The sequence below is a fragment of the Pseudovibrio sp. Ad13 genome (assembly GCF_001623225.1).
Classification (GTDB): domain Bacteria; phylum Pseudomonadota; class Alphaproteobacteria; order Rhizobiales; family Stappiaceae; genus Pseudovibrio.
Map to the genome: position 1 here is coordinate 52,093 of NZ_LMCC01000001.1, position 25,972 is coordinate 78,064.

At 52.6% G+C, this 25,972-nt stretch carries 28 protein-coding genes and 1 tRNA gene; 15 read left to right on the forward strand and 14 right to left on the reverse strand.

Features of this window, described 5'->3' with window-relative positions; all coding sequences use genetic code 11:
* Positions 1–47 precede the first annotated feature (47 nt).
* On the forward strand, positions 48–962 hold the full coding sequence (locus PsAD13_RS00250) for a permease (protein WP_063316973.1): 915 nt from the start codon (positions 48–50) through the stop codon (positions 960–962).
* Here the strand turns inward: PsAD13_RS00250 and PsAD13_RS27510 are convergent, their stop codons facing one another.
* The 3 genes from PsAD13_RS27510 to PsAD13_RS00260 form a co-directional block, all read right to left on the reverse strand.
* The gene (locus tag PsAD13_RS27510) at positions 963–1,256 is read right to left on the reverse strand and encodes a hypothetical protein (RefSeq protein WP_063291169.1); all 294 of its coding nucleotides are present in this window, start codon (positions 1,254–1,256) and stop codon (positions 963–965) included.
* Positions 1,257–1,377: 121 nt separating this feature from the next.
* Positions 1,378–3,204 (reverse strand): DNA helicase RecQ, encoded by a 1,827-nt coding sequence (recQ, locus tag PsAD13_RS00255; protein WP_208986351.1) that lies wholly within the window; start codon positions 3,202–3,204, stop codon positions 1,378–1,380.
* A gap of 137 nt (positions 3,205–3,341) precedes the next feature.
* Positions 3,342–3,812: a DM13 domain-containing protein gene (locus PsAD13_RS00260; RefSeq protein WP_063286063.1), complete on the reverse strand. Its 471-nt coding sequence runs from the start codon at positions 3,810–3,812 to the stop codon at positions 3,342–3,344.
* 370 nt (positions 3,813–4,182) lie between these two features.
* Here PsAD13_RS00260 and PsAD13_RS00265 point away from each other — a divergent pair, with 370 nt between their 5' ends.
* The 4 genes from PsAD13_RS00265 (at position 4,183) to PsAD13_RS00280 (ending at position 8,326) form a co-directional block, all read left to right on the forward strand.
* Entirely contained in the window at positions 4,183–4,551 is a 369-nt protein-coding gene (locus PsAD13_RS00265) for a group 1 truncated hemoglobin (RefSeq protein WP_063286064.1), read from the forward strand.
* A gap of 182 nt (positions 4,552–4,733) precedes the next feature.
* A complete protein-coding gene (locus tag PsAD13_RS00270; RefSeq protein WP_063316975.1) occupies positions 4,734–5,591 on the forward strand; it encodes a CPBP family intramembrane glutamic endopeptidase in 858 nt (285 codons plus the stop codon).
* A gap of 109 nt (positions 5,592–5,700) precedes the next feature.
* Positions 5,701–6,981: an MFS transporter gene (locus PsAD13_RS00275; RefSeq protein ID WP_063294457.1), complete on the forward strand. Its 1,281-nt coding sequence runs from the start codon at positions 5,701–5,703 to the stop codon at positions 6,979–6,981.
* Positions 6,982–7,213: 232 nt separating this feature from the next.
* A complete protein-coding gene (locus tag PsAD13_RS00280) occupies positions 7,214–8,326 on the forward strand; it encodes a cystathionine gamma-lyase (RefSeq protein WP_063316976.1) in 1,113 nt (370 codons plus the stop codon).
* 101 nt (positions 8,327–8,427) lie between these two features.
* On the opposite strand, the gene PsAD13_RS00285 is transcribed toward PsAD13_RS00280, so the two are convergent.
* From PsAD13_RS00285 to PsAD13_RS00295, 3 genes are all read right to left on the reverse strand, one after another.
* Entirely contained in the window at positions 8,428–9,663 is a 1,236-nt protein-coding gene (locus tag PsAD13_RS00285) for an MFS transporter (protein ID WP_063317024.1), read from the reverse strand.
* 99 nt (positions 9,664–9,762) lie between these two features.
* Positions 9,763–10,167 carry a DUF2794 domain-containing protein gene (locus PsAD13_RS00290; RefSeq protein WP_057463503.1) on the reverse strand — a complete coding sequence of 135 codons (405 nt, stop codon included), beginning with the start codon at positions 10,165–10,167 and terminating at the stop codon, positions 9,763–9,765.
* A 471-nt stretch (positions 10,168–10,638) separates the two neighbouring features.
* Positions 10,639–11,235 (reverse strand): hypothetical protein, encoded by a 597-nt coding sequence (locus PsAD13_RS00295; RefSeq protein WP_063316977.1) that lies wholly within the window; start codon positions 11,233–11,235, stop codon positions 10,639–10,641.
* A gap of 135 nt (positions 11,236–11,370) precedes the next feature.
* Here PsAD13_RS00295 and ppa point away from each other — a divergent pair, with 135 nt between their 5' ends.
* On the forward strand, positions 11,371–11,907 hold the full coding sequence (gene ppa / locus PsAD13_RS00300; protein WP_057463505.1) for an inorganic diphosphatase: 537 nt from the start codon (positions 11,371–11,373) through the stop codon (positions 11,905–11,907).
* A gap of 90 nt (positions 11,908–11,997) precedes the next feature.
* Here the strand turns inward: ppa and PsAD13_RS00305 are convergent, their stop codons facing one another.
* The 3 genes from PsAD13_RS00305 to PsAD13_RS00315 form a co-directional block, all read right to left on the reverse strand.
* Positions 11,998–12,252 (reverse strand): hypothetical protein, encoded by a 255-nt coding sequence (locus PsAD13_RS00305; RefSeq protein WP_063316978.1) that lies wholly within the window; start codon positions 12,250–12,252, stop codon positions 11,998–12,000.
* Positions 12,253–12,291: 39 nt separating this feature from the next.
* Entirely contained in the window at positions 12,292–12,819 is a 528-nt protein-coding gene (locus PsAD13_RS00310; protein ID WP_063305070.1) for a disulfide bond formation protein B, read from the reverse strand.
* Between the two features lie 113 nt (positions 12,820–12,932).
* On the reverse strand, positions 12,933–13,511 hold the full coding sequence (locus PsAD13_RS00315) for a VTT domain-containing protein (RefSeq protein ID WP_063316979.1): 579 nt from the start codon (positions 13,509–13,511) through the stop codon (positions 12,933–12,935).
* Positions 13,512–13,774: 263 nt separating this feature from the next.
* On the opposite strand from PsAD13_RS00315, the gene PsAD13_RS00320 reads away from it, so the two are divergent.
* A tRNA-Leu gene (locus PsAD13_RS00320) sits at positions 13,775–13,859 on the forward strand.
* Positions 13,860–13,928: 69 nt separating this feature from the next.
* On the opposite strand, the gene PsAD13_RS00325 is transcribed toward PsAD13_RS00320, so the two are convergent.
* Entirely contained in the window at positions 13,929–14,852 is a 924-nt protein-coding gene (locus PsAD13_RS00325; RefSeq protein WP_057463508.1) for a site-specific tyrosine recombinase XerD, read from the reverse strand.
* Positions 14,853–14,859: 7 nt separating this feature from the next.
* Positions 14,860–15,000 (reverse strand): hypothetical protein, encoded by a 141-nt coding sequence (locus tag PsAD13_RS27735; RefSeq protein WP_167550253.1) that lies wholly within the window; start codon positions 14,998–15,000, stop codon positions 14,860–14,862.
* A gap of 299 nt (positions 15,001–15,299) precedes the next feature.
* Here PsAD13_RS27735 and PsAD13_RS00330 point away from each other — a divergent pair, with 299 nt between their 5' ends.
* The 3 genes from PsAD13_RS00330 to PsAD13_RS00340 are packed head-to-tail and all read left to right on the forward strand — an operon-like array spanning position 15,300 to position 18,339.
* Complete coding sequence (locus PsAD13_RS00330) at positions 15,300–15,923, forward strand: shikimate kinase (RefSeq protein WP_057463564.1); 624 nt, start codon at positions 15,300–15,302, stop codon at positions 15,921–15,923.
* Positions 15,920–17,044 carry a 3-dehydroquinate synthase gene (gene aroB / locus PsAD13_RS00335; RefSeq protein WP_057463509.1) on the forward strand — a complete coding sequence of 375 codons (1,125 nt, stop codon included), beginning with the start codon at positions 15,920–15,922 and terminating at the stop codon, positions 17,042–17,044. The genes PsAD13_RS00330 and aroB overlap by 4 nt, the downstream gene beginning before the upstream one ends.
* On the forward strand, positions 17,041–18,339 hold the full coding sequence (locus PsAD13_RS00340; RefSeq protein ID WP_057463510.1) for an HlyC/CorC family transporter: 1,299 nt from the start codon (positions 17,041–17,043) through the stop codon (positions 18,337–18,339). Before aroB ends, PsAD13_RS00340 begins: the two co-directional genes overlap by 4 nt.
* Before the next feature lie 182 nt (positions 18,340–18,521).
* Here the strand turns inward: PsAD13_RS00340 and PsAD13_RS00345 are convergent, their stop codons facing one another.
* On the reverse strand, positions 18,522–18,785 hold the full coding sequence (locus PsAD13_RS00345) for a BolA family protein (RefSeq protein ID WP_057463511.1): 264 nt from the start codon (positions 18,783–18,785) through the stop codon (positions 18,522–18,524).
* A gap of 131 nt (positions 18,786–18,916) precedes the next feature.
* Here PsAD13_RS00345 and PsAD13_RS00350 point away from each other — a divergent pair, with 131 nt between their 5' ends.
* The 4 genes from PsAD13_RS00350 to PsAD13_RS00365 all read left to right on the forward strand — a co-directional run bounded on the left by PsAD13_RS00350 (position 18,917) and on the right by PsAD13_RS00365 (position 23,627).
* Entirely contained in the window at positions 18,917–19,537 is a 621-nt protein-coding gene (locus PsAD13_RS00350; protein ID WP_057463512.1) for a DnaJ domain-containing protein, read from the forward strand.
* An 85-nt stretch (positions 19,538–19,622) separates the two neighbouring features.
* Positions 19,623–20,609 carry a cobaltochelatase subunit CobS gene (cobS, locus tag PsAD13_RS00355; RefSeq protein WP_057463513.1) on the forward strand — a complete coding sequence of 329 codons (987 nt, stop codon included), beginning with the start codon at positions 19,623–19,625 and terminating at the stop codon, positions 20,607–20,609.
* A 10-nt stretch (positions 20,610–20,619) separates the two neighbouring features.
* Positions 20,620–22,509, forward strand: coding sequence for a cobaltochelatase subunit CobT (gene cobT / locus PsAD13_RS00360; protein ID WP_057463514.1), 1,890 nt, complete (start codon positions 20,620–20,622; stop codon positions 22,507–22,509).
* Positions 22,506–23,627, forward strand: coding sequence for an esterase-like activity of phytase family protein (locus tag PsAD13_RS00365; protein ID WP_063316980.1), 1,122 nt, complete (start codon positions 22,506–22,508; stop codon positions 23,625–23,627). Before cobT ends, PsAD13_RS00365 begins: the two co-directional genes overlap by 4 nt.
* A 105-nt stretch (positions 23,628–23,732) precedes the next feature.
* On the opposite strand, the gene PsAD13_RS00370 is transcribed toward PsAD13_RS00365, so the two are convergent.
* A complete protein-coding gene (locus PsAD13_RS00370; protein ID WP_057463516.1) occupies positions 23,733–24,335 on the reverse strand; it encodes a VUT family protein in 603 nt (200 codons plus the stop codon).
* Positions 24,336–24,404: 69 nt separating this feature from the next.
* Positions 24,405–24,692: a 50S ribosomal protein L28 gene (gene rpmB, locus PsAD13_RS00375; protein WP_057463517.1), complete on the reverse strand. Its 288-nt coding sequence runs from the start codon at positions 24,690–24,692 to the stop codon at positions 24,405–24,407.
* A 339-nt stretch (positions 24,693–25,031) separates the two neighbouring features.
* On the opposite strand from rpmB, the gene PsAD13_RS00380 reads away from it, so the two are divergent.
* Positions 25,032–25,895, forward strand: a complete 864-nt coding sequence (locus PsAD13_RS00380) for a DUF3108 domain-containing protein (RefSeq protein WP_082596891.1) — start codon at positions 25,032–25,034, stop codon at positions 25,893–25,895.
* Positions 25,896–25,972: the final 77 nt, after the last annotated feature.

The following is a 25,972-nucleotide window of genomic DNA, read 5'->3' on the forward strand; positions in this document are numbered from 1 at the left end:
CTATTATTTCGATAAATCCGGAAATGTCGTAATAAGGATTATACCCAATGTCACTTTCCTCTGAAATGCTCATAAGCAGCCTGGAAATGTTCGCAGTGCTTGCTGTGGAACTGACAATCCTCTTTCTGGCGATCAGTTACTTCGTCGGCATCTTGCAGGAAAACATTCCGCCAAGCCGCGTGCAGAAGATCCTCAGCAGTCAAAACGGCAAAGGCTATGTCACAGCAGCAGCGCTTGGCGTCATCACCCCATTCTGCTCCTGCTCCACCATCCCGTTCCTGAAAGGCCTGCTCCGTGCCCGTGCTGGCTTTGGCACCATGATGGTGTTCCTGTTTGCCAGCCCACTGCTTAACCCGATTATCATCGGCTTGTTCGCGGTGACTTTCGGTCTGGGTGTCACAGTGTTCTACTTCACCATCGCATTGGCGGTTTCCATCATCGCAGGTTACACGCTTGAAAAGCTTGGCTTCGAGAGGTTTGTGAAACCAGAAGCCTACGCGGCCCCATCCACCTCTTCATGCGGCAGCAGCTGCAGCGGAAGTGCGCCAGTTCAAAGCAAATGGGCAAGGGTATGGAACTCAACTTGGGCAGACTTCAAAAAAGTCCTGCCATACCTGATCGGCGGCATCGCCATCGGCTCAATGATCTATGGCTTCATGCCAACAGATCTGGTGTCCTCTTGGGCGGGTGAAAACAATCCACTCGCAATCCCTGTGGCCGCTATCATCGGCATCCCGCTCTACATCAGAGCAGAAGCCGTGATCCCGCTCACCGCAGCACTTGCTGGCAAAGGCATGGGACTGGGCGCAATCATGGCCCTCATCATCGGCAGCGCAGGTGCCAGCCTGACAGAGGTAATCTTGCTGAAGTCCCTCTTCAAAAACCAGATGATCGCCGCCTTCCTGGTCGTGATCCTGGGAATGGCCGTCAGCGCAGGCGTACTCTATTCGCTGATCTTTTGATCAAGGACGTTGTTCACTCTCAACCCGTAGGAGGTCTCCAACGTTCATGAGTTCATCAAGGCAAAAAGACTTCTTAGCCCTCATATGGAAATGCGGAGGATCAAGCTTACCATTGGGCCTTGGTGTATAAACGACGCAGGGATAAGACACCTTCGTTTCAGAAAGCACGACATGAGCGTCAAAGAAACAACAACGACCCAACTCAATGGGCCGCTCAGTAAAGACAACGAAGCGGCGTTCTCCACTCTGGTCCACTGACAGACAATCAAAATCAGTAATTCTGAACTCGATCATGACCTAACATCCCATCGACTATACGATGCATCATTCAATGGACTTCCAGAAGACACCAGAAACGCTACACTTCACGCAGATCAGACCCTACTAACAATCAGGTTAGTGGGGTTTGTTTTTTCTAATCGCGGATGATCTCCAGGAAGTCAGGGCCAAACCGTTCCAGCTTGGACTCGCCAACACCAGAGATTTCCAGCATCTCTTCCAACCGCTGCGGGCGTTCTACTGCCATTTCAATCAGGGTCTTATCATTGAAGATCACATAAGGAGGCACATTCCGCTCCCGAGCTAATTCCATCCGACGTGCCCGAAGTTTCTCGAACAGCTCCTGATCCGCAATATCTTCAATCTGAGCCTTTGCCGGCGCTTTCGCCCGCCGCTCCATCTTGGCTGAGTTGGCAAGCTGATCCACCTTCAGCTCAATAGTCCGGCGTTCCTTCAAGAACTCCATACCCAGAGCTGTCATCTTCAAAGCCCCATGAGCATCGTGATCAGCATAGATCAGACCAGCAGCCAGCAGCTGTCGAGCAATCGCGTTCCACTTGATCTTGTCGAACTCACCACCAATGTTGAACGTCGACAACTGGTCATGCCCACGTGAGGTGATCCGCTCACTCGCATTACCAAGCAGAACATCAATCACATAATTCGCCCCAAAGCTCTGCCCCGTGCGCAAAATGCAGGAGAGCAGCTTCTGCGCGGCAATGGTGCCGTCCATAGTCTTCGGCGGGTTCAAACAGGTATCGCAGTTGCCACACGGTTCGCACTCATCCCCGAAGTAGCGCAGCAGAACAGAGCGCCGACAGGTCGCTGTCTCACAGTAAGCGAGGAAAGACCGCAGCTTCTGCCGCTCAATCTGTTTCTGGCTCTCTGGCGCTTCACTTCGGTCAATCATCTGGTTCAGGAACACAACATCCTGCATGCCATAGACCAGCCACGCCTCAGACGGCAGGCCATCACGCCCAGCGCGGCCCGTCTCCTGATAATAAGCCTCAATGTTCTTGGGAAGATCCAAATGCGCCACAAACCGCACGTTGGGCTTATCAATGCCCATCCCAAACGCGACAGTGGCCACCATGATCATGCCTTCTTCCTTGATGAAGCGATCCTGATTGGCCTCACGTACGGAACTATCGAAACCCGCATGATAAGGCAACGCATCAAAGCCCTCATCAACCAGCCAAGCAGCCGTCTCCTCCACCTTCTTGCGCGACAGGCAGTAGATGATGCCACTTTCGCCAGCTGGCCGATCTTTCAGGAAACGCCGCAACTGCTGCTTCGGATTACTCTTGATGCCCACGGTGTAGGTGATGTTAGGCCGGTCAAACCCGGAGGAAATCAGGCGCGGTAGATCGAGACGCTCTTGAATGTCCTTCCGCGTCGGTTCATCCGCCGTTGCGGTCACTGCCAGACAAGGCACACCCTCAAGCTTCGCCCGTACATTGGTCAGCTCACGATACTCAGGCCGGAAATCATGGCCCCACTGGCTGATACAGTGCGCTTCATCAATCGCCAGCAGCGCAATCAATCCGCGCTGGTTCAGTTCTTCCAGCAAACCAACAAACTCAGGCCGCACCAACCGTTCCGGCGCCACATAAAGCAGATCCAGCTCGCCAGCCCGTAAATCCCGATAAGCGGTCTGAATGTCCTCACGAGAAAGCGCTGAGTTGATGGACGTCGCCCGCACCCCAAGCTCGCGCAGCGTCGCAATTTGGTCCTGCATCAGCGCAATCAGCGGAGAAACGACAACACCCACCCCACGGCGGCACAAGGCAGGCACCTGATAGCACAGCGACTTACCGGCCCCTGTCGGCATAAGAACACAGCAGCTCTCACCAGCCATCACGCTATCAATCACAACCTGCTGATTGCCACGAAACGCGTCATAGCCAAATACTTTTTTCAGAACATCATGTGGCGAGGCAACAATATCTTGCGTGAGTGTCATGAGCAGCAGCACTTACCTAAAGGGATTTGAAGGGCGTTCCCTAACCTCTACCGGTCTGAAGCAAGCACGCAAGGCTTATCTGCTGCTCGAGCACAAAATCTTACCATGGCCCTTAAGGCGCACGGCCTCACTCCGTCTCACCGATACTTGGCTGCAGAGATAAACTCACCAAAGGTTTCGCACCACACCAGCACGGTGTTGTAGGTCTCAATATCAACGCCCTCAGGCACATTCAGCAGGAAGCCGTCGAAGGTTTTGACGTCGCCAATCAGCACAGAGTTGTCCTTGATCGGCAGGAACTCATCTTCGTGCTCAACAAACTCAGTAGTGAGGTAAACCTTATAATCCGGCCCCGGAGCAAGACGACCCTGATGAACGATCATCTCTGGAGAGATACTCACCTTGCCCTCACCCCAATGCAGGAAATCACTGCCACGCAGGTCACGGTTAAACTCTGCAGAATATTGCGCGTTCTGTGCTTTCTGCTCCAGTACGGCGGTCTCAGGAGAATCCGGTGCAGTCAGGATAGGCAGGAAGTAGATCCCAAGCGCAAAGCCAACAACAAGCACTATGGTGTGCGAAACAAGCAATGCAACAAAACGGATCATGGATGTTCTCTCGGTTTACAAGGTCAAAATCATTATGATCATAAAAGCGATCACATCAAAGTGTCTAGCAACCACGTATGAGGATGGCAACAAAGCTACCTCATTGTAATCAATCCCAAAATCTCAAAACACTGTGAAATACCGTGAAGAGCCCACTGTTTCCTAATCGGTGCTCATATCACCTCAAAACACCCTTCTCTCACACACAAAATACCATCATTTTCAACAGGTTAACACTATCCACTCTAACCAAATGAGTGACCTTAGCCTGTTTATCCATGAAATATGCAGACTTAACATTCATCAAGTAGATTTACCTAAATGCTGTTTAGCCTCAGCCCTTTAACCCCTAGGACAAAAGGTCTGAATTATGAGCGAAAAAACTTTATACGAACGCCTCGGCGGCTATGACGCGATTTCTGCAGTCGTCAATAATCTCCTCCCACGCCTACAGAGCGATGAGCTGCTCGGACGCTTCTGGCAAAACCGCGGTGATGATGGGATTGCCAGAGAAAAGCAGCTCCTGATCGATTATCTGGCAAACAGCGCCGGCGGACCTTTGTATTACACAGGCCGCGACATGGTGATCACACACACTGGCATGGGCATCACCGAAGCAGATTGGGACGTATTTTTAGCCCACCTGAAAGCCACTCTGGAAGCTTTCAGCCTGCCAGAAGCTGAGTTCAACGACACCGTTGGTTTCGTGAGCAGCCTGAAAGAGGAAATTCTGGTTTAGCACCCCGATTATTTTCCAGAGCATTTAAACGCGCATCCCCCGGTATCTGCCGCTTAGTTCAGGCCGGGTGATGCTTCCTTCCGCGCAACCCAACCATTGCACGTTTGACTTGGCGGCAGCTTTACCTCACAGTTTCAGAGAGTTCATTTTTCTGCCCATTGCGACACCCACAAAGTTTCATCATGCCGCTTTCATTGAGTGCCTATCTTAGTCTCGGGTTAGCTATCGCAAGCGTCCCGCTCATCACACAGCGATGGGTGCCGCTCACCTTATTCGCTCTCTCGCTGGTCCTTGCAGTCACCGCAGGCGTATTGAATGCAACCGGGCTCCTGCTCGTTCTCAGCTGGGCTGTGGTCTGTGCGGTCCTCTTCCAGCAAAAGCACCCTGTCTGGCTTTATTATGTGATGGTTGGTCTGCTGCTGCTGGCAGGGCATCTGGTGATGACGCATGAAGCTCCCGGCTTTCACAATCTTCAGGTCCTGTCTGGTGCAAAAACCAGCCCGGATGCTATGCCATACTCGCTTTACCTCAATTTCGATAAGGCAGCTCTGGGCTTCCTGCTGTTTCTCTTTGCAGCCCCCCGCATCCGCACAGCCAAAGACTGGCTCCGCAGCCTGCGTATAACACTGCTGTTCTTCTTCCCAGCGGCGGCAGTACTGATCGGCGCAACCTACGCCGCAGGGCTAGTGGTGTTCGACCCGAAACTGGTGCCCTTCTTACCAATCTGGATTTTCGCAAACCTGCTGTTCACCTGCGTGGCAGAAGAGGTCTTCTTTCGCCAGTTCATCATGGGCCAGCTGATGGAAAAGCTCGGTCGCAGTTTTTGGGCAGGCACCGCGGCACTCGTGATCTCCTCGCTTCACTTCGCTTACTACCACCTGGATGGAGGCCTGCCTTACGCAGCCTTTGCCTTCGTCGCCGGGCTGTTTTACGGCGCCACCTTCTGGAAATCAGGTCGTGTAGAAGCCGCCATAGGCGTCCACTTCCTCGTCAACCTCACCCACATCCTCTTCTTCACCTACCCCATGTTGGCGAAGTAAGGCAGGCAACCACCCACGATACCTTTTCCGTAAGGGAATGCTGCTAATCATTGCTCTATCACGTGCTCGCACTTCAAGGCCTCGAGCTCTCGGAACAAAGGGTGGTTGAATGTCCAGATCGCAAACGAGGCTAACACCACGTTCAATCATCGCTGCAACGAGTGGAAACGTTTTGGAATGGTATGACTTCACCGTTTACAGCTTCCTCACAGCAACGATTGCCACCCAGTTTTTCCCGCTAGAAAACAGAGTAGCCTCACTGCTTTCTGCATTCGCCGTGCTGGCTGTCGGATATGCAGCGCGGCCTATCGGCAGTGTAATCTTCGGCCATATTGGAGACCGTGTGGGCCGGAAAACGGCCATGATGATCTCCGTCCTGCTGATGGGCGGAGGCTCGCTCGCGATTGCCGTGCTACCCACATATGATCAAATTGGGATTGCCGCAGCCATACTTCTGGTCTTGGTGAGGATTGTTCAGGGCATTGCCGTGGCCGGAGAATACACCGCCTCCGGTGTCCTTCTGGTGGAACAAGCAGAGCCAGAACGCCGGGCATTAACAGGAGCATGGATTGCATGCGCCATGATATCCGGCTGCCTTGTCGGCTCGGCTGTTCCAGCCGGCATCAGCCTCCTTCTTTCTGCCGAACAGATGGCGGATTGGGGATGGCGTCTGGCTTTTGGTTTCGGCACGCTGGTCGCAATTTTCAGCGCAGTCATCAGGCGAAACATCACCGATACAGTGCTGGACGAAGACCCGGCAGATAACTCATCACCTGTCTGGCAAAGCCTGCGGGATCATTCTGGTTTGATCGGGCAAATGATTTTGCTGCTCATTCCAACCGCTGTGATTTACTTTGTAATTTACGTCTATGCGGTCTCATATTTAAGCGCGGAGCCAGGCTTTGGCGCATCCACGGCTCTCAATGTCACAACACTCAACCTGATTGTTATGGCTCTGTTTATTCCGGTTTGCGGACTAGCTGCGGACCGGTTTGGGTTGCGGCCAGCTTTTCTCGCTGGGGCATTGGCAACCTTCATCCTCGCAGGCCCTTGCTGGTGGCTTATGCTTCAAGAGGACATCACATCCGTTTTTCTTGGGCAGTTCGGCCTCACCTTAACAAGCACAGTCGGGTGGGCGCTCTCCATCACAGCCCTCACCCTAATGGCACCGGACCATCTGCGCTGCAGCGTTGTCGCGCTCGGATACAATCTAAGCATGGCCCTCTTCGGTGGCACCACCCCAATCGTCGCCACATATCTGGTAACCCAGACCGGCAAGGACTACGCCCCCGTCTACTACATCCTCATCGCAGTCCTCATCTCCCTCCCAATCATCTGGCGTCTGCCCAAACTGATCGCCACAACACGGCTGCAGAACGCTTTGGCATAACGTTCAGCACCTCATGTTTAAGCGAGCGCTCTAATGCAAAAAGTAATGTGTTAAGCTGAAAATACGCTGCTCATCAAAAGGATACTTTCTCCTATTTGATAGGAAGATAGACATCTCCGTTACGCGTACATTACCATCACTGTAATGACCGTTGAGCCCCCCTCATAAAGGCCAGCATAAACAACATCTCAGTGCGGAGCGCGCGCTGATACGATCCAATGGGAGATTCCGCATGACACAACGCACTTCACCAAACATGGGCGAGTTCCTGCATCTACGTGGTCAGAACCTGTCTAAGGGTGAACCGATTGCGTTACCTTTGGTGCAGAGCTCAATGTACCATCTTCCAGGATTACCTGAGGACTTTCCAAACTATGGTCGTGTCAGCAACCCGACATGGACCCAGCTTGAACATGCGCTCGCTCATCTCGAAGCAGCGCCTTGCCTATGTTTTCCTTCTGGAATGGCGGCAATTTCAGCAGCCCTCTTCGCAACGCTCAAAGCAGGAGATCGGCTACTGGTCCCGGCAGATGGGTATTATGTAACCCGCATCCTCTCCAGCCAGTTTCTCGCTAAGTTCGGCGTTGAAGTCGTTGAGCGCGACACCGCCGAATTCACCACAGGCGGCTTTGATGGCTTTAACGTTGTGTTCTTGGAAACACCTTCAAATCCGGGCCTCGACCTGCTGGATCTAACAGCAATTGCGTCTGCTGTACACGCCGCAGGTGGTATCACGATTTGCGACAACACAACCCTGACACCACTTGGTCAGCGTCCATTAGATTTTGGTGTAGACCTTGTCGTCTCCTCAGACACTAAATCCATGGCAGGCCATTCCGACGCCCTTATGGGTCATGTCGCCAGCCGAAACACTGAGATTTTAAAAGCTGTCGAAGAGTGGCGAAAGTTTTCCGGCTGCATCCCCGGCCCACAAGAAGCATGGCTGTTGCATCGAGGCCTCGAAACGCTGGATGTGCGCTATGATCGGATGTGTACGTCCGCAGCTCTGCTCGCAGAGCGTTTTGCAAATCATCCAGCCGTAAAGTCTATTCGTTTTCCGGGCTTGGAAACGGACCCAGCCCATGCATTGGCCAAAGCGCAACAAACACGGTTTGGGTTCTTGATCTCCCTCACGCTTGAAACAGAAGCCCAGGCTGAACAGTTCATCAATTCATGCACCCTCTTGCGCCCTGCCACCTCATTTGGCGGCGTTCACAGCTCAGCAGAACGCCGCGCCCGCTGGGGAGACGCAGTAGATCCTGCCTTCATCCGCTTATCTGTGGGATGCGAGCCGGTAGAGGAACTCTGGCAGGCCTTCTCTGAAGCCCTGAAGCAGGTCTCTTAAGAGACGAATTCAATCCACGACGGGCAGTTTCTCAGACTGCCCGTCTTCCACATCCTCATCACAGTCCTCGCCTCCCTCTCAATCCATTCCAACATCTATCCCTAATCCAAAGCTCGAATATCCGGTTGGCGCCACAGAACGAAAATAAGCCCCAGCGCAATGGCGAAGCAGGCGATGCCCGCGATAAACACGCCATGAATGTTAGCGGTCATTAAAGAAGCACCAGCAATAGCAAGCATGAACTGACCTCCCGTCGAGCTCGATATGGTGATCCCCATGATCCAGCCTTGCTCACTCTCATCAACAGCAGCAGAGAACAAGGAAAACATGAGAGGCAGGGTAAGTGCAAAGGCCGCTACAATTGGCACTGTCAGGAGATAAGAGAGCCAGGCCACATCATTCACAGTAAAGGCCAGGAGCCCAACTCCCATCACAGTCACACTCACAGCAATCGTCGCCACCTTAGAAAATCGTTGGGATATTGGCCCCACCAGAAGCGCACTTACAAGAGCCAGAACCGATCCAAAAATGATCAGGAGAATGCTGTTTTGAAGCGTATCGAACCCAAAGCGCAACACCATGTAGTTATTGAGATAAATATAAAAGGCGCTCAGCCCGACCTCTATAAAGAGGAAAACAGCGCACAGCTTCAGAATTGTAGGCCTTGAATGTGCCCGCCAAAGAACGAGAAAGACCTCTGACAGGCCAAAATCTATCTTGCGGCGTGTCTGGTTTGTTTCCTTAAAGAAAATAATGATCAGAACAATGTTGATCAGGATCAGCACCAGCGCTGCATAAAAAGGCAGTTCAAGCGAAGCATAACTGCCCATGATGGAGGGATCACTGAGCACTCCCGCAAATAGCGGCCCGACAATCAAGCCAATGGCAATGGCTGCTGTCACATACCCCATATTCCGGTTTCTTTCTGCGCCCGTACAACTGAGATCAACAAGAGCAGCTTGTGCGATTGGCTGATTGCCTGCGGCGAACCCGGTAATTGCACGCGCGAGCACCAGCAAAGCCAGGTTTGACCAAAGCAGCGCAACAACTGCCAGCCCATATCCGAACAAGGCACCAAACAGGCAAATAAGAATGGCCTTCTTACGCCCGATATAATCCGAAAGCTTGGAAATATAGGCGCCGCCAAAAAACCAGCTGATGTAGAACGCTCCGGTCAAGAGGCTGAAATCAATCTCCCGGATAGCAAGAGAATCTCCAAGGGGAACAAAGGTGCTGCCCGGCACCATCACAAGGCTATTGACGATCGGAAAAATCAGCCCTTGCCCCATAACATCCACAAGGACAAGGAGAAGCAATGCAATTCGAGACCACCCCATCGCTTCACGCCTTTCGCGCTTCACATCAGCAAAGCATCATTCTGAAAATCATCAGATGCTCACCAGAGCTATCCGGTAGCGGACCAACCGTCCGCCAACTCACTCCACCACGCGCAGGTGCTTCTTCTTTTCAAGCACCTTCAGCACGTTGGCTAGGTCGTGGCCGCGTTTGAGGATCATGCCGCCGGTGCCAACAACGCAGTAGGCACCTTGTTTGCGGGCAAGCTTGGGGTCTTTTTCAATACGGTAGAGCGGCATTTCGCTGGCACGGCGGAAAATGGCAAAGATCGCCTTGTCTGTTCCGTGGCCGATGGCGTAATCACGCCACTCGCCGCTGGCAACCATACGTCCGTACAGCCTGAGGATCTGATCGAGTTCCGTTCGATGAAAAGCAACTATCGGTTTCGGGAGGTTCGGTTTTTGTTGAACGGCTGCGCTGTTGGCGCCACCATCAAGAGAGCGAACGCTCCCGGACACTATTGCAATATCATCCCCTTCACTCATGAAGGCCTCCTGCGTTCAGATCCTGTGGTTGGGCATCCCGGAGAAAGCAGAATATCGGCTCTCGCATCGCGAATGCGCCGAGGCAATCTGGTTGAGCACGCAGCGTGAATTTGAAAATCCGCGACGCACGCTAAGCCATCGGCAACCCCATTTTACCACATAATCCGCCCATCCTGCGGCAAAGCCTGAAAGAACGCAAGGGAACCTCCTTTTGCTGCCCGGCAAAGGACCCCGTGAGAATTCAGAGTACACGCTAAAATTGTCACAGTAGTTTCTCTATTTCGCCCCAATTGGGTCATTGAGGAGCCACGAATGCCAGCCAAATTATCGTTGTTGCCCAAGCAGGTTCGGTTCTGTGGAGCTGTGGTGAAGACTCTCACCCCTACCCCCCGTTGACCCACTCGTCACAGTGCTGAAGGAGAACCGAACCGCTTCCCCCTACAACTTATCGCTGCGATAAACCGTTGGCTCTTAATCAGTGAGGCCAAGGGACAGGCCACCACCCCCAAGTAGTTTCGGTTGGCTGGTACAATCCCATATTCCAGCCAAAAGCCCCGCAGCATCCCGCGCCAGCTTATTGGCATTCTTGGTCGCACGGGCATCCACGTAACCGACGTGACAAGTCTTACCCTGCCCCAGCTGAGTGATCACCAGCACCTGCCCACGATAAAACCCGTCCGCATCCGCTTTATCATCCCCCGCAACATCCGCTGGAATGTCCGTATGCCACCGCAGAATGGTCGCCACAGGCTCACCACCTTCCAGCACCCACTCAATGGTGGAGCCAAGCCGGTTCCACGGACTCAGGCCTTGCATCGCCGCAGGTTCATCGCGCGCCTGCTCGCCATAACTGACGAAGAACCGCAAATCACCCTCAGCCACGTAAACAGGGATACCGTTATACCCCTGACACATCCACACAGCAGAGCCCACTGCATTTTCGGGGGTGTCTTGAAGCTCGCATGTCTCGTTTAAATCCAGCGTGGAATAAACACTCTCGGCTAAAGCGGTGGTGCAAACAAAAATTCCGGTCATGGCAACAATGAGGAACTGAAAATTCTTCAACATTAAACACCCACTTATCCCAGAGTTATCCGACAGGAATTACTTGAACGAAATACGCAAGCTCGACTGCGAAATATATCTTGCAACAGGCCGATGCCCCTGTAATACAGGCAGCAAATGAAATTGGAGTATACATAAATGCGTATCGATCGTATTCCTGTCGGTAAGAACCCACCTGAGGACGTCAATGTCATTATTGAAGTTCCAGTTGGCGGTGAGCCGATCAAATACGAGATGGAAAAAGAATCCGGCGCAATGTACGTCGATCGCTTCCTCTACACCCCTATGCGTTACCCGGGCAACTACGGCTTCGTTCCACACACCCTTTGCGGTGATGGCGATCCAATCGACGTAGTTGTTGTGAACCAGCGCCCAATCGTTCCAGGCGCCGTCATGAGCTGCCGTCCGATCGGCGTTCTGGTCATGGAAGACGAGTCCGGTCAGGATGAGAAAATCATCGCTGTCCCAAGCAGCAAGCTGACCCGTCGTTACGAATCCGTACACAACATCGAAGACCTGCCTGAAATCACCATCAAACAGATTGAGCACTTCTTCGAGCACTACAAAGATCTTGAGCCAAACAAATGGGTGAAGATCACCGGCATTCACGGTGCGGACGAAGCAAAGCGTCTGATCGTAGAAAGCATCGAACGTTACAACAAAGAAGAAGGCTAAGCCCCTCTCTTTGTGACTGACACAAAAAAGCCCGGAGCTGCGTAGAGCCCCGGGCTTTTTTCATATCTCAAAACCTAACGTGTCTGCTGATCACAAAAGGTCTGATTCAGGCCTGATATCAGATAGATTCATTTCTTTCCGCCCGATATCAAACACTTCTGCTTGTTGCTCTGCGACACTGAGAACATCGAACAATGCAAACAAATAGCCCTCGACATAATCTTTGTCAGCTCTGCTTTCAAAGGACTCGTGATCCAATTTCTTTTTTGCTTCCAGTGCTTTACTTGTAATCTCGCCGATCAAATCAAACAGGCAGTTTCGATATTTCGCCTCAGAACTAAGCATAGCACCTACTTTTTATCCGACCAGTGTCTGGAATGAACCTCAGCTCTTGCGAGGAAGCACCAGACCGCACAGCGTAATGAAGACCATCGCACTCGCATAAATCGCATTCAGTCCAGCAAACGACAGACCAAAGATGCGGAACTGAGCAACAGAGCAGCTCACAACCTTGGTGGTCGCAAGGCTCTGCAGCATGTTGGAAGCAGATCCCAGCTCCATGCTACCACCAGCGGCACAATCATTAGGGCCAAGCCAGAGTTCCCACTCTGCGCCAGCCTGATAGATGCCAACACCGCCGCCATACAGAAAACCACCAGCCGCACCCAGCAGTGCCAGCACAGAAACCCAACGCAGCTTCTCGGTCCGGGTAAAGATCAGCGCCAGAATACCCAGCACCAGACCAGCGTAGTACGGATTACGTTGAATGAGACACAACGGGCATGGCTTGAAACCACCAATAAGCTCAAAACCCCACGCGGTCGCCAACGCTGTGGCACTACCCAGTGTCACCAGCGCAGCACCAGAGGTGAGCGGATCTTTCAGAAGCAGCGCAAAAAAGCGTCCTAGCATTTCCAGTTAACCTCTCCTGCGCATTCCCGAGGCTCCAAACCAGCACTCCAAAGAATACGCGCCACAAAACAGATCAAAGCAACTGTCCCATTCTCAAAGAAACGACAGCCGCTTTAAAGAAACTTGATCAGAGCGAAACCACCAACCAGCAGCACCACAAACACAGTGAACACCAGCCCCAGCCGCTTTTCGATGAAATCCCGAATTGCTGGTCCAAACAGGTACAAAAGCCCTGCGACCGCAAAAAACCGAATTCCACGGGAGACGATGCTCGCCGCAATGAATACTGGGAGATTCAGAGCAAAAACACCACTCGCAATAGTTATTACTTTGTACGGAAATGGCGTCAAACCAGCGATAAACACAAACCACCAGCCCCAGTCCTCAAAGATTTGCTTAAACTGGTCAAACTTATCCATGTAACCGTAAAACGCGAGGATCGGTTTCGCCACTTCCTCAAACAAGACGGCACCAATGAGATACCCCAGCAAACCACCCAGAACAGAAGCTACAGTGCACAACGCAGCATAAAACCAGGCTCGCTGACGTTTGCTCACACACATCGGGATGAGAAGCAGGTCAGGCGGAAGCGGAAAGACAGAGCTTTCCACAAAGGCGACAGCGCTCAGCGCATGGGGTGCACGTGGTCCCGCAGCAAGGGAAAGTGTCCAGTCATAAAGGCGACGCAACATAAGTCAGCGATGCTCCAAACAATCATTCATTCAAGCGAAGAATATGGTTCATTTCGCAATGCGGTAACATTCAATAACAGCCCCACGCTGGAGTCCTACCTCAATCATCAGCAGCAATCACAGGATTATGGCCGGAAATATGACCTCACTACCCTTATCCCCCGTAAATATATATAAGTATAGGCTGACAAATGCTGTGGTTAGCTGAATCAAAATATTGACGTCGCACCCCATCTCGATATATTCCGCCCTTACCAACCGTTGCCCCCGTGGCGGAACTGGTAGACGCGCCGGATTCAAAATCCGGTTTCTTCGGAAGTGCCAGTTCGAGTCTGGCCGGGGGCACCACTCTTCTCTTCCCCAAAATTTAAGCGCTTTCATCCAACGCTACACGTGCGTCTTGAGTTGTTTGTGCCCTCACGCCAGCGGGTGATGGTCTTCCACCAGCTTCTGCAGGCGCTCTTCCAGCACATGGGTATAAATCTGTGTTGTTGAGATATCCGCATGCCCAAGCAGCTGCTGCACCACGCGCAGGTCAGCGCCATTCTGCAACAGGTGCGAAGCAAAGGCGTGGCGGAGCACGTGCGGAGAAACCTTGTTGCGGTCAATATCTGCCTCCAACGCAAGTGCCTTCAAGTCTCGCCCAAATGCCTGACGCGTAAAGTGACCACTCTCACCGTGAGAGGGAAACAGCCAAACACTGTCCGCATAAGCCCCTAAAGATGCACGCAGCCGCACATACTCAACCATGGCCTTCTGTGAACGAGGAGACAGTGGAACAGCCCGTTCCTTACCGCCCTTCCCTTTCACGGTGATAAGACGGCTGTCACGAATAGCTGCTGACACTGGCAGAGAAACAAGTTCGGAAACACGCAAGCCCGTCGCATAAAGCACTTCCAGCAATGTATAGACACGTGCAGCTCTGATCTGCTTTGCATCACTATCATGCGTGATAGTAGCCAACTGTTCTGCCTTGCCGATCAGCCGATCCACCTCTTCCTCACTCAAAACACCGGGAAGAGTTGAGGCTTTACGCGGAGAAGCAACGGTTCGGGTCGGATCATCATCGCGAATATCCTCGGCATAACAGAACTGGTAGAACTGCCGAAGAGCCGAAAGACGCCGCGCCTGAGAGGACGCCGCAAACCCGCGGTCAGTAAGGTCAGAGAGATAGGCACGGACATCCGTGACCTGCACAGCAAGCAGATCCACACCTTGCGTACTCAGGAAACTATCAAAATCTTCCAGGTCAGTTCGGTAGCTTTCCAACGTATTGAACGCACTGACGCGCTCAACGCTTAACATTTCAAAAAAGCGTTCAGTCTCAAGAGTTCGACGCATAAAAAGCCTATTCGAAGCCTTCCTTTTGGATTTCGACGATAATTTCACGTGGCTCCGGCTCAACGTAGCTGACAAGCAGATACATGCTCAGCACAGCGCCAGTAACGATCAAACCTATGATAGACAGCAATCGCATCAATGTTGGCATGGCAGAACCGGATGCTCCCGTATAAATCTGGATACCTCTAAATCACCCGTAGATGGTGGGGTGTAGCAGTATACTTCACAATCAAAAATAGACCGTTTCACTGTGAAGGTTCAACCCGAAGGCACCCAGTGTACCGCGTATTTTGCGATATCCTCCAGGCCTGTGAAGGGGCACCTACGGTTTCTGTAGAAAATTAGCAGTTAAATGCTGGCAAACACTCTTGGTCTAGAACCTTGACAGGACAAGGTGTGATAATGTCAAAGCGTAAGTAAGAGTAGATGAATCGGCGAGGGCGTGGCGTGACTGCAAACGACACAAAGTCAGACAAAAAACGTCAACGACAGCAAGATATTTTGAAGCGCCTCGGCACTAAGCCAATTGTACTTGTTGGCATTATGGGCTGTGGCAAATCCACAGTAGGTCGCCGTTTGGCTCAATATCTCGCTCTCAATTTTATTGATGCAGACTCAGAGATTGAAAAAGCAGCAGATCGTTCTATCTCAGAGATATTCGCTGAACACGGTGAAAGCTATTTCCGGCAAGGTGAAAAGCGTGTCATTGCACGCCTGTTAGACGAAGGACCACAAGTCCTCGCAACAGGTGGCGGTGCCTTCATCAATGAAGAGACACGCTCCCGCATCAAGGAAAAGGGCATCTCCATTTGGATGAAGGCTGAGCTGTCTGTCATCATGACCCGCGTGCGCAAGCGCCCTACCCGGCCATTGCTGCAGACTGCGGATCCTGAGGCAACCATGCAAAAGCTGATGGATGAGCGCTATCCGATCTATGAAGAAGCGGACATGGCAATCTGGTCGCGTGATGTGACCCATGAAGCCGTCATGGAAGAAATCCTGATCGCTCTGGAAAAAGGACTACCGCCTCTCTCTGATGAGGCATCAGAAAATAACGAGGTTGGAAAGTGACAGAAGAAAATAACGCCACGCTCGTCAATGTTGACCTGGGCGACCGTAGCTATCCAATCCTCATTGGCCGCAACCTGATCAAACGCGCTGGAGAAGAAGTCTCCACCCGCCTCCCAGGTGCCAAAACAGTCATCATCACAGATGAGACCGTCAAGAAACTCCACTTGAAGGCACTGGAAGAAAGCTTCCAGTCCGCAGGTGTTGAGTTCAGCACACTTGTTGTGCCCGCAGGCGAAAAAACCAAACGCTTCGAAATCTTCGAGCGCCTCTGCGATGATATCCTCGCCCTGCGCCTTGAGCGCGGCGATGCTGTTGTCGCCTTAGGCGGCGGCGTTGTCGGCGATCTTTCCGGCTTCGTCTCCGGTGTTGTTCGCCGTGGCATGAAGTTCGTTCAGATCCCAACCACCCTGCTCGCTCAGGTCGACAGCTCTGTCGGCGGCAAAACCGGCATCAACTCCCGCCATGGCAAAAACCTGCTCGGTGTGTTCCACCAACCCGCTCTGGTACTGGCAGATACATCCGTACTGGATACGCTCAGCCCGCGTGATTTCCGCGCTGGCTATGCAGAAGTTGCCAAATACGGCCTGATCAATGATCCGGACTTCTTCGAATGGCTGGAAGCCAATTGGGAAGGTATCTTCGCTGGCGGGCCTGAACGAGAACACGCAGTCGCCCATTCCTGTCGTGCCAAAGCAGCTGTTGTTGCCGCGGACGAGCTGGAATCCGGCAACCGCGCACTGCTCAATCTCGGTCACACCTTCGGCCATTCGCTGGAAGGTGCCGTTGCCTACGAGACTGAACGACTGGTGCACGGAGAAGGCGTTTCCATCGGCATGGTATTGGCCCATGAATTTTCTGAGCAGCTTGGCCTGTGCCCGGCAGAAGACACCAAACGTGTTATCACGCACTTGGAAGCCGTCGGCCTGCCAACGCGCATTGATCAGATCCCCGGCCAGCTCCCACCAATCGACACTTTTATGGACCTGATTGCACAGGACAAAAAAGTAAGTCGTGGTCAGCTCACTTTTATCCTTACAAAAGGCATCGGCACTTCCTATGTCGATAAAACTGTAAGCGCGGAACCCCTCCGCGCGTTTCTTGAGGAGAAACTCGGCAAATGACGGACTACGCTTTCTGGGCTTCCGTTGTCGCTATTGTAATTTTGCTCGTTCTTTCGGGCTTTTTTTCCGGGTCGGAGACTGCCCTGACAGCAGCATCACGCGCCCGTATGCATGCGCTGGTCAAATCCGGTAATAAAAGAGCGCTTATTGTTGCAAGACTGATCGAGTTCAGAGAGCGCCTCATCGGCGCACTGCTGCTCGGCAACAACCTTGTCAACATTCTGGCCTCTGCACTCGCAACATCCTTGTTCCTGAAGCTCTTCGGAGACGCAGGCGTCGCCTACGCAACACTGGTCATGACGCTTCTGGTCCTGATCTTCTCTGAAGTGCTGCCAAAAACATGGGCGATCGCAAACGCAGAGAAATTCGCACTCAGCGTTGCACCTGTTGTTCGCGTGCTGGTGATTGTCTTTGGACCGATCGTTGCCGCCATCGAGGTAATTGTACGCCTCGTCCTGCGCATCTTCGGCATTCGCATTGATGATTCCACAGCCGTCCTGTCAGCACACGAAGAGCTGCGCGGCACACTGGACCTTCAGCATAAAGAAGGCGGCCTGATCAAAGCGGATAAAGACCGTATTGGCGGCCTGCTGGATCTGGTTGAGCTTGAAGTGTCGGACGTGATGGTTCATCGCACCAAGCTGTTCGCACTCAATGCCGACCTGCCACCGGAAGAGCTGGTGGAAGAAGTGCTGGCCAGCCCGTTCACCCGTATTCCGCTATGGCGTGATGATCCCGACAATATGGTCGGCCTGCTCCACGCCAAGGATGTTCTGCGTGCAATCGCAAACCTCAAAGGCGATATGGAGAAGTTCGAGCTGGATAAGGTTATGAGCCCGCTTTGGTTCGTACCGGACACTACCAGCCTTCAGAACCAGCTCAACGCCTTCCTGAAGCGCAAAACCCACTTCGCTCTCGTGGTAGACGAGTACGGCGAAGTGATGGGCCTCGTCACGCTGGAAGACATTCTGGAAGAGATCGTCGGTGAGATCGCAGACGAACACGACATCGAACTGCCCGGCCTCAAACCACAGGCAGACGGTTCTGTGATCGTCGAAGGCTCAGTTCCGATTCGCGACCTCAACAGAGCGACCGATTGGAACCTGCCAGACGACGAAGCGACAACCATCGCAGGTCTCGTCATTCACGAAGCAAAAATGATCCCCGAGGAACGTCAGATCTTCACCTTCCACGGATTCCGCTTCACAGTCCTGAGCCGGGAAAAGAACCGCATCACGCGCTTGCGCATGATGGCGCTCAGCCCGCTTCAGGATGCGAAAAAAGCCAGCAAATAAAAATGGGCCCAGCCGGGCCCATTTCCTTTTCTGCAGTCCCTTAAAGAACGCAAAATTATCGTAAAACGCTCAAATCAACGCACATAACAACGCAAACGGGTAAAACACGAGCGCCTGCAACGTACTAGCCATTTGCCGCATTGATTTAGCTGTGCCAATGTACCAATTACTGTAAGAACCAATTACGTGTGAGATTTGGCTTCAATGGCAAGCGCGTGAATGCCTCCGGCGATCTCTTCAGCCACGCATTCGTTTACTGCACGATGCATAGCGACGCGGGACATACCCTCAAAGGCTGTGGATATGATCTTGATCCGGAAGTGGGTTTGTCCACCCTCGCGCCAGCCGCCGTGACCGCGGTGACTCTCGGATTCGTCGGTGACTTCAAGAAGCTGCGGCTTAAACGCGGCTTCCAGTTTAGTGATCATGATGTCTCTTGTGCTCATGTTTTCTATATCTCTCACGTAGGAAACCGTCGTCAAGGCCTTGCCTAACAGGGTCACTTTTTTCTATTTATGTCGGCTACCTGCTTTATGGCAGGTGCTAACCCAATCGCAAGGCAACTGAAAACCGAAAAATGAAGCAAGCATCCTCCATTTTCGACAGCATTCGCGTAAAACCCGGCAAAGAACGCACCACAAGCTCAAAAGGCCCAAAGTGCGAATGGGACGGTTGCGACCAGCCCGGCACCCATAAAGCACCGAAAGGTCGCGATCGGGAAGGCCAGTACTTTCATTTTTGCGTAGACCACGTAAAGGCCTACAACAAATCGTATAATTATTTTTCCGGCATGGACGATGACAGTGTTCGCAGCTACCAGCGCGATAGCATGACAGGACATCGCCCCACCTGGAAAATGGGCGTAAACTCGCAGGCAGACGCCGCGAATGCCCGCGATGGAAGCCGTACAAACATCGGTGGCGAAGACGTAAACGACCCGCACAACATCTTCGCTGGCGCCACCGGAGCACGCAGCCAACCTCAGGAACCGCAACGTAAGGTGCTGGCACTTGAGAAAAGGTCATTTGAAACATTGAACCTTCGGGTAACCGCCCGTGGCGCCGAGATAAAAACTCGCTATAAAGAGCTGGTAAAGATTCATCACCCTGATGCCAATGGTGGCGACCGCTCTTCGGAAGACCGCTTGCGCGAGATTATTCAGGCCTACAACGTGCTCAAGAAATCCGGTTATTGCTAGGTCATACGTTTGACCAGTTCCCGGATCTCTTAGAATTTTTTAGATTTTCATTACCCCGATTTCGACGTGGGGCCGCGGAGGAAAAATGATAGATACGATGCAAACCGCTCAAACCCTACCGACCGAAACAATTTCTGTACGTGAAGTATTTGGCATCGACAGCGACATGGAAGTGCAAGCCTTCGCTGAAGCAAACGAACATGTCCCTGATATCGATCCAGACTATCTGTTTGATCGCGCAACAACTCTCGCAATCCTGGCAGGTTTTGCAAAAAACCGTCGTGTGATGGTCTCCGGCTACCACGGGACAGGTAAGTCAACTCACATCGAGCAAGTCGCAGCCCGCCTGAACTGGCCTTGTGTGCGCGTAAACCTCGACAGCCACATCTCTCGTATCGACCTTGTTGGTAAAGACGCAATCGTTGTGAAAGACGGCCACACCGTCACCGAGTTCAAGGACGGCATCCTTCCTTGGGCCCTTCAAAACAATGTCGCGCTTGTCTTCGATGAGTACGACGCAGGCCGTCCAGACGTGATGTTCGTGATCCAGCGTGTTCTTGAGGTTTCCGGGCGCTTGACCCTCCTCGATCAGAACCGCGTGATCAATCCACATCCGGCATTCCGCCTGTTCGCAACCGCGAACACCGTCGGTCTTGGTGATACATCCGGCCTCTACCATGGTACGCAGCAGATCAACCAGGGCCAGATGGACCGCTGGTCTATCGTCACCACGCTGAACTATCTGCCTCACGACAATGAGGTCGAGATCGTTCTGGCGAAGTCTCCACACTACAGTGGTGCAGAAGGTCGCTCTATCGTTTCCAAGATGGTTCGTGTTGCAGACATGACCCGTAGCGCCTTCATGAACGGCGAGCTCTCCACTGTGATGAGCCCACGTACAGTGATCACATGGTCAGAAAACGCTGAAATCTTTGGCGATATCGGTTTCTCATTCCGCCTGACCTTCCTGAACAAGTGTGACGATACCGAGCAAGCGCTGGTTTCTGAGTTCTACCAGCGTTGTTTCGGGGAAGACCTTCCTGAATCAGCGGCAAACATCGTCATGAGTTAAGGGGAGTTACATGGCAGGTACCAGCAACTCCTCAGCCAAGAACAAACCTGCCAGCCAGCCATTCAAGCAAGCGATGGGCTCTACAGTCAGAGCCATCGCAGGCGAGCCTGAGCTGGAGGTTGTTTTTTCACCGGATAAACCGGGAATGACCAGCGGACGCATCCGTCTGCCGGAACCTTCCCGCACGATGACAAAGGAAGAAGTCGCCGTTACCCGCGGTTTGGGTGACTCCATGGCTCTGCGCCTTGCTTGTCATGATCCAGCTGTTCACACCAAGCACATTCCTCAAGGCGAAAACGCACGCGCTATCTTCAACTCGGTCGAACAAGCCCGCGTTGAAGCCCTTGGCGCTGTCCGTATGCCGGGCGCTGGCGACAACATCGACGCCATGCTTGAGGATCGTTACTTCAAAGCCAACTTCGCAGAAGTCACCACCAAAGACGAAGCTCCGATGCAGGATGCCATCGCTTTGTTGGTACGCGAACGTCTGACGGGCCGCGAGATCCCCAAAAGCGCACAGCGCATGGTGGACCTCTGGAGACCCTTCGTTGAAGAAAAAGCTGATCATGATCTGAACAAACTCGTCACCCGCATGGATGACCAGATCGCGTTCGCCAAGCAGATGCGTGATCTTCTCACCTCACTTGATATGGCTGATGAGCTGGGAGAAGAGCCAGAGGACGACGACGAGAACAACGACGAAAGCCAGCAGGACCAGGATGATCGCTCCGATAACTCTGGTGACATGCAGGAAGATCAGGGTGAACAAGAGGGCGCGCCTGAAGAGATGGAGCTTTCCGGCGAAGAGCAGGAAAGCGGCGAAACCGAAGGCGTCGACAGCGAGATGCAGGATATGTCCGAAGAGGATATGTCCGATCAGGCTGAAGAGCCGGGTGAACAGGAACGCCGGGACCATCCCTTCAGCAATCAGCCGTCTGCTGATGCCTATCACATCTTCACACAGGCTTTCGACGAGATCATTGCAGCAGAAGACCTCTGCGATCAGGAAGAGCTGGATCGTCTCCGCGGCTTCCTCGATAAGCAGCTGGCCTCTCTGTCTGGTGCGGTGTCCCGACTAGCCAACCGCCTACAGCGTAAGCTGATGGCGCAGCAAAGCCGGTCATGGGACTTCGATCTGGAAGAAGGCATCATCGATAGTGCCCGCCTCCATCGCGTGGTCATAGATCCACTACAGCCGCTTGCGTTCAAATGGGAAAACGACACCGAGTTCCGCGATACCGTAGTCACTCTGGTGATCGACAATTCCGGTTCCATGCGCGGTCGTCCGATCACCGTGGCAGCCACATGTGCCGACATTCTGGCACGTACACTTGAGCGTTGCGGCGTGAAGGTGGAGATCCTCGGATTTACCACCAAAGCGTGGAAAGGCGGCCAATCTCGTGAAGCTTGGCTCAAGGATGGCAAACCGTCTAATCCGGGGCGCCTGAACGATCTGCGCCACATCATCTACAAATCCGCAGATGCCCCTTGGCGCCGCGCCAAACGCAATCTCGGCCTGATGATGCGAGAAGGCCTGCTTAAGGAAAACATCGACGGAGAGGCTTTAGACTGGGCACACAAGCGTTTGCTTGCACGTCCGGAACGTCGTCGCATCCTGATGATGATCTCCGATGGCGCACCAGTGGATGACTGCACGCTTTCAGTGAACCCAGGCAACTATCTGGAGAAACACCTGCGCAGTGTGATTGCTGAGATTGAAAACAGATCTCCGGTCGAGTTGATCGCAATCGGTATCGGCCACGATGTGACCCGCTACTATAAACGTGCGGTAACAATTGTAGATGCCGAAGAACTGGCAGGCGCGATGACTGATCAGCTTGCTGATTTGTTTGATGAAAACAGCGGTCAGGATCGCGGTAGACGTCACGGACGCCGATGAAATTAACACGACGCATTTTGCTAACAGGAGCAGCGGCAGCGGTAACAACCGCAGTCGCTGCTTCTTTGCCTTTCAGCGTGAGCACCGCACAGCAGAGCGGCTTTCAGCCAATGAAAGTCCGCTCCAAGGAAATCAACCGCTTCAAGTTCTCTGGTACCCGAGCAGAGCAATACGGCCCCCTCATGTTTCTTGGTGGCCTGGAACTAAGCAGCTCAAACGGTCGCTTCGGCGGCTATTCCGGCTTGCTGACGCTCAACAGTGGCTCAGACATCATTGCTATCTCAGATCGCGGCCACTGGCTGCGCGGCGAACTATCCCAGACCAGCCGAGGAAAGCCTCTCAAGCTGCTGGGCGCGGAAACAGCAACCCTGCTGGATAGCAAGGGCAGAAAGCTCAAACGCACCTACAGAGCCGACACAGAAGGTCTGAGCATTGGCGGCTCAGCCAACACACCTCGCATTTTCGTCAGCCATGAAGGAAAAGGCGGGATCATGTCATACCCGCTTAACCTGAAAACAGGCGAAGAACGCGCTAAGCACCTGTTGATTCCCAAAGAGATCCGAGGTTTGGCAAAGAACAAGAGCCTTGAATCTGTTGCCGTCGCCCCTCCCAACTCTCCACTCTCCGGCGCTATCATAACTATTGCCGAACGCGGGAAGTCTCTGAAGCACAACAGACCAGCGTGGATCATCGGTGGCCCGCGACCGGGGAAATTCTGGATAGGAAAACAAGGCAACTACGATGTTACAGATGCTGCCTTTCTTCCCAATGGCGATCTCTTGATCCTGGAGCGTTTGTTCAACCTCTCAGAAGGCCTTGGGATGCGCATCAGGCAGCTGGATGGCGCCAACCTGCGACCAGACCATCTCCATACTGGCAAAACGCTCCTGACCGCTGATTTCAGTTATCAGATTGATAATATGGAAGCTCTGAGCGTTCACATGAACGCTTTTGGAGAGACAGTCCTGTCCCTCATGTCAGATGATAACCGCTCATTCTTGCAGCGCACCTTGCTGCTGCGCTTCATCCTGACGGACAACGAACCTTTCAGAGAGCCATTCGTTCGTGCGCCCAAAGAGGCAAAGATCGTCCCAGCGCCAAAACCGAAGCCTCGGTAAACGACTACTGTCTTTGTGAGCTGCACCGACATTCAATCCCAAAAACAAAAAAAAGGCACCGGAACCAAATCCGATGCCTTTTAAAATTCTTTTCAAACGAACAGCTTATCCGCGCTGCGAAGCAGGTACCGCGCCGATTACTCCCAATGCGATGCGGTATGGAACAAGCATGCTCATCGCAACGATGATCTTTACGCTGAAGTCACCAATCGCCCAGGAAACCCAACGAGGAACTTCCAGAGCAAACACACCAAACAATGGTGCAACTTCTACCGCAAACGCATCGTGATAACCCAAGAACGCAAACTGTGTAGCAAAAGCAAGGCTAAAGAACAGCGCGGTATCGAGCATGGTGCCGAGTGTAGAAGAGACGACAGGCGCCTTCCACCAACGACCATCACGAAGACGATGGAACACAGTCACGTCCAGCAACTGAGCAATCAGGAATGCACTTCCTGACGCAATTGCGATGCGTGGTGTTGCCAAAACAATAGAAAGAGCAACTGCAACAGCAAAGCCAGCATACACGACTTTGCGTGCAGCAGCAGGACCAAACTGTCGGTTAATCAAATCAGTTACAAGGAATGCCACTGGATAAGTGAATGCACCCCAAGTAAGCAGGTCTGCTAGATTAACAGCCCCGAACATTCCCTGAACAGGGAATTGAACAAGGTAATTCGAAGCAACGACCACTGTGGTCATTGCCATAATAGCAAGAGCCAGTGGTCGAGCAGTATTCGACTTAGTCACGTTCAATCCCTTTCAAGAATGATGTGATTAAGCAGCTGCCTGACGACGCTTGATTTCGGTCTTCAGCAAACGCGCTTTAGGAGAAAGCTCAGCTTCAACTGCTTTCGCCAAGAATGCGTCCAAACCACCGCGGTGCTCAACAGAACGCAGAGCGTGTGCAGAGATACGCAGTTTGTAAGTTTCGCCGAGTGTCTCACTCATCAGGGAAACATTGCAAAGGTTTGGCAAGAACCGACGACGGCTCCTATTTTTTGCGTGAGACACGTTGTTGCCGGTCATCACGTCTTTACCGGTAAGTTCGCAGCGGCGTGCCATGAGGGTCACCCTTTTAATTTGTAGGCGCCCTCATTTTTGGGCGCATTCTGTTAAAACCGGCAGGTCGCGGACACCACGGTCACGCGGAACCACCTCCGGCCCTGTACGGAAAAGTTGGCTTGCTATAATTAGTACAGCAGAATTCGTCAAGGCTTTGCTGCCTATTTGCCTGTTCGAAGCCCATATTTCAATCAAAACTCGAACAAACTCACATCTCTTAACCACCGTGTTACCATGTTTAGGTAGTTTCATATTTCAATGAGTTTGAATTTTTTGTTCAGTTTCCTGAGTTCTCAGGCTGTCAGGCGCGAATGTCTGCGGCTGCGGAGGTACAGTATCGTGCGAGTAACAGTTTCTAAGGTTTGCAATTTTCTTGGCAAATCGAGCGTAATAGCCGTCGCAGCACTTTCATTTAGCACGCTATCCACAGCTGCTCTGGGGAAAACAGAGCGCCTAGGCGGTGTCTACAATATTTCTTATGCAGGCTTCACTGTGGCAAAAGGCTCCTTATCGCTTATCCTCAGAGAGAACGCCTATTCCGCAAAAGTGGGTATGGAGCCAGCTGGCATTGGAACCCTCTTCTCCACAGGCAAAGGCGGCGCACACGCGACCGGGTGGATGAAAGGCGCAAAAGTCCTTCCAAGCACCTACACCATGGCCTCTCGTGCATCCAACCGAGATTTCTATGTCAATCTCGGTCAGGGGTCTGGCCATGTCCGCACAACCCAGGTCACTCCAAAATACAAACCGTCCAAGACCCGCGTTAAGGTCACTGGCAAGCACAAGCTCAATGCGATGGACCCGTTAAGTGCAGCGATTGTACGCGCACCGTCCCGCTCAAAAGTGCTTGATCCATCAGTATGTAATCGCAAACTGCCAATTTATGATGGCTGGGCGCGCTTCAATATCAATATGAAGTTCAAAGAAGTGCGTGAAGTCTCAGGCAAAGGCTACAACGGTCCGGTTGTCGTCTGTTCCGCACGCTGGGAGCCTGTTGCTGGACATCGTCCAGAGAAAAAGGCTGTTCAGTATCTGGCCAAAAACGCAAACATTGAGACATGGCTCGCACCGATCGGAAACACCCGTATTCTTATTCCTTACAAGGTCTCCATTCCGACATCGACAGGTACACTTGTCCTGGAAGCAGCAGAACTCAATATGCCGCAAACGTCAGGACTTCGCAAAAAAACAGCTTCCAGATAGGATTTGCACTTTAATCCCAAACCTTCTTGTCTGAAGGGGTTCAAACACCCACATTTGTGATGCAAAGCCTTGACAGA

Coding starts and splice junctions, on each gene's coding strand:
- PsAD13_RS00250 (WP_063316973.1), top strand. CDS start 48: ATGTCACTTTCCTCTGAAATGCTCATAAGCAGCCTGGAAATGTTCGCA.
- PsAD13_RS27510 (WP_063291169.1), bottom strand. CDS start 1,256: ATGATCGAGTTCAGAATTACTGATTTTGATTGTCTGTCAGTGGACCAG.
- recQ (WP_208986351.1), bottom strand. CDS start 3,204: ATGACACTCACGCAAGATATTGTTGCCTCGCCACATGATGTTCTGAAA.
- PsAD13_RS00260 (WP_063286063.1), bottom strand. CDS start 3,812: ATGATCCGTTTTGTTGCATTGCTTGTTTCGCACACCATAGTGCTTGTT.
- PsAD13_RS00265 (WP_063286064.1), top strand. CDS start 4,183: ATGAGCGAAAAAACTTTATACGAACGCCTCGGCGGCTATGACGCGATT.
- PsAD13_RS00270 (WP_063316975.1), top strand. CDS start 4,734: ATGCCGCTTTCATTGAGTGCCTATCTTAGTCTCGGGTTAGCTATCGCA.
- PsAD13_RS00275 (WP_063294457.1), top strand. CDS start 5,701: ATGTCCAGATCGCAAACGAGGCTAACACCACGTTCAATCATCGCTGCA.
- PsAD13_RS00280 (WP_063316976.1), top strand. CDS start 7,214: ATGACACAACGCACTTCACCAAACATGGGCGAGTTCCTGCATCTACGT.
- PsAD13_RS00285 (WP_063317024.1), bottom strand. CDS start 9,663: ATGGGGTGGTCTCGAATTGCATTGCTTCTCCTTGTCCTTGTGGATGTT.
- PsAD13_RS00290 (WP_057463503.1), bottom strand. CDS start 10,167: ATGAGTGAAGGGGATGATATTGCAATAGTGTCCGGGAGCGTTCGCTCT.
- PsAD13_RS00295 (WP_063316977.1), bottom strand. CDS start 11,235: ATGTTGAAGAATTTTCAGTTCCTCATTGTTGCCATGACCGGAATTTTT.
- ppa (WP_057463505.1), top strand. CDS start 11,371: ATGCGTATCGATCGTATTCCTGTCGGTAAGAACCCACCTGAGGACGTC.
- PsAD13_RS00305 (WP_063316978.1), bottom strand. CDS start 12,252: ATGCTTAGTTCTGAGGCGAAATATCGAAACTGCCTGTTTGATTTGATC.
- PsAD13_RS00310 (WP_063305070.1), bottom strand. CDS start 12,819: ATGCTAGGACGCTTTTTTGCGCTGCTTCTGAAAGATCCGCTCACCTCT.
- PsAD13_RS00315 (WP_063316979.1), bottom strand. CDS start 13,511: ATGTTGCGTCGCCTTTATGACTGGACACTTTCCCTTGCTGCGGGACCA.
- PsAD13_RS00325 (WP_057463508.1), bottom strand. CDS start 14,852: ATGCGTCGAACTCTTGAGACTGAACGCTTTTTTGAAATGTTAAGCGTT.
- PsAD13_RS27735 (WP_167550253.1), bottom strand. CDS start 15,000: ATGCCAACATTGATGCGATTGCTGTCTATCATAGGTTTGATCGTTACT.
- PsAD13_RS00340 (WP_057463510.1), top strand. CDS start 17,041: ATGACGGACTACGCTTTCTGGGCTTCCGTTGTCGCTATTGTAATTTTG.
- PsAD13_RS00345 (WP_057463511.1), bottom strand. CDS start 18,785: ATGAGCACAAGAGACATCATGATCACTAAACTGGAAGCCGCGTTTAAG.
- PsAD13_RS00350 (WP_057463512.1), top strand. CDS start 18,917: ATGAAGCAAGCATCCTCCATTTTCGACAGCATTCGCGTAAAACCCGGC.
- cobS (WP_057463513.1), top strand. CDS start 19,623: ATGATAGATACGATGCAAACCGCTCAAACCCTACCGACCGAAACAATT.
- cobT (WP_057463514.1), top strand. CDS start 20,620: ATGGCAGGTACCAGCAACTCCTCAGCCAAGAACAAACCTGCCAGCCAG.
- PsAD13_RS00365 (WP_063316980.1), top strand. CDS start 22,506: ATGAAATTAACACGACGCATTTTGCTAACAGGAGCAGCGGCAGCGGTA.
- PsAD13_RS00370 (WP_057463516.1), bottom strand. CDS start 24,335: ATGGCAATGACCACAGTGGTCGTTGCTTCGAATTACCTTGTTCAATTC.
- rpmB (WP_057463517.1), bottom strand. CDS start 24,692: ATGGCACGCCGCTGCGAACTTACCGGTAAAGACGTGATGACCGGCAAC.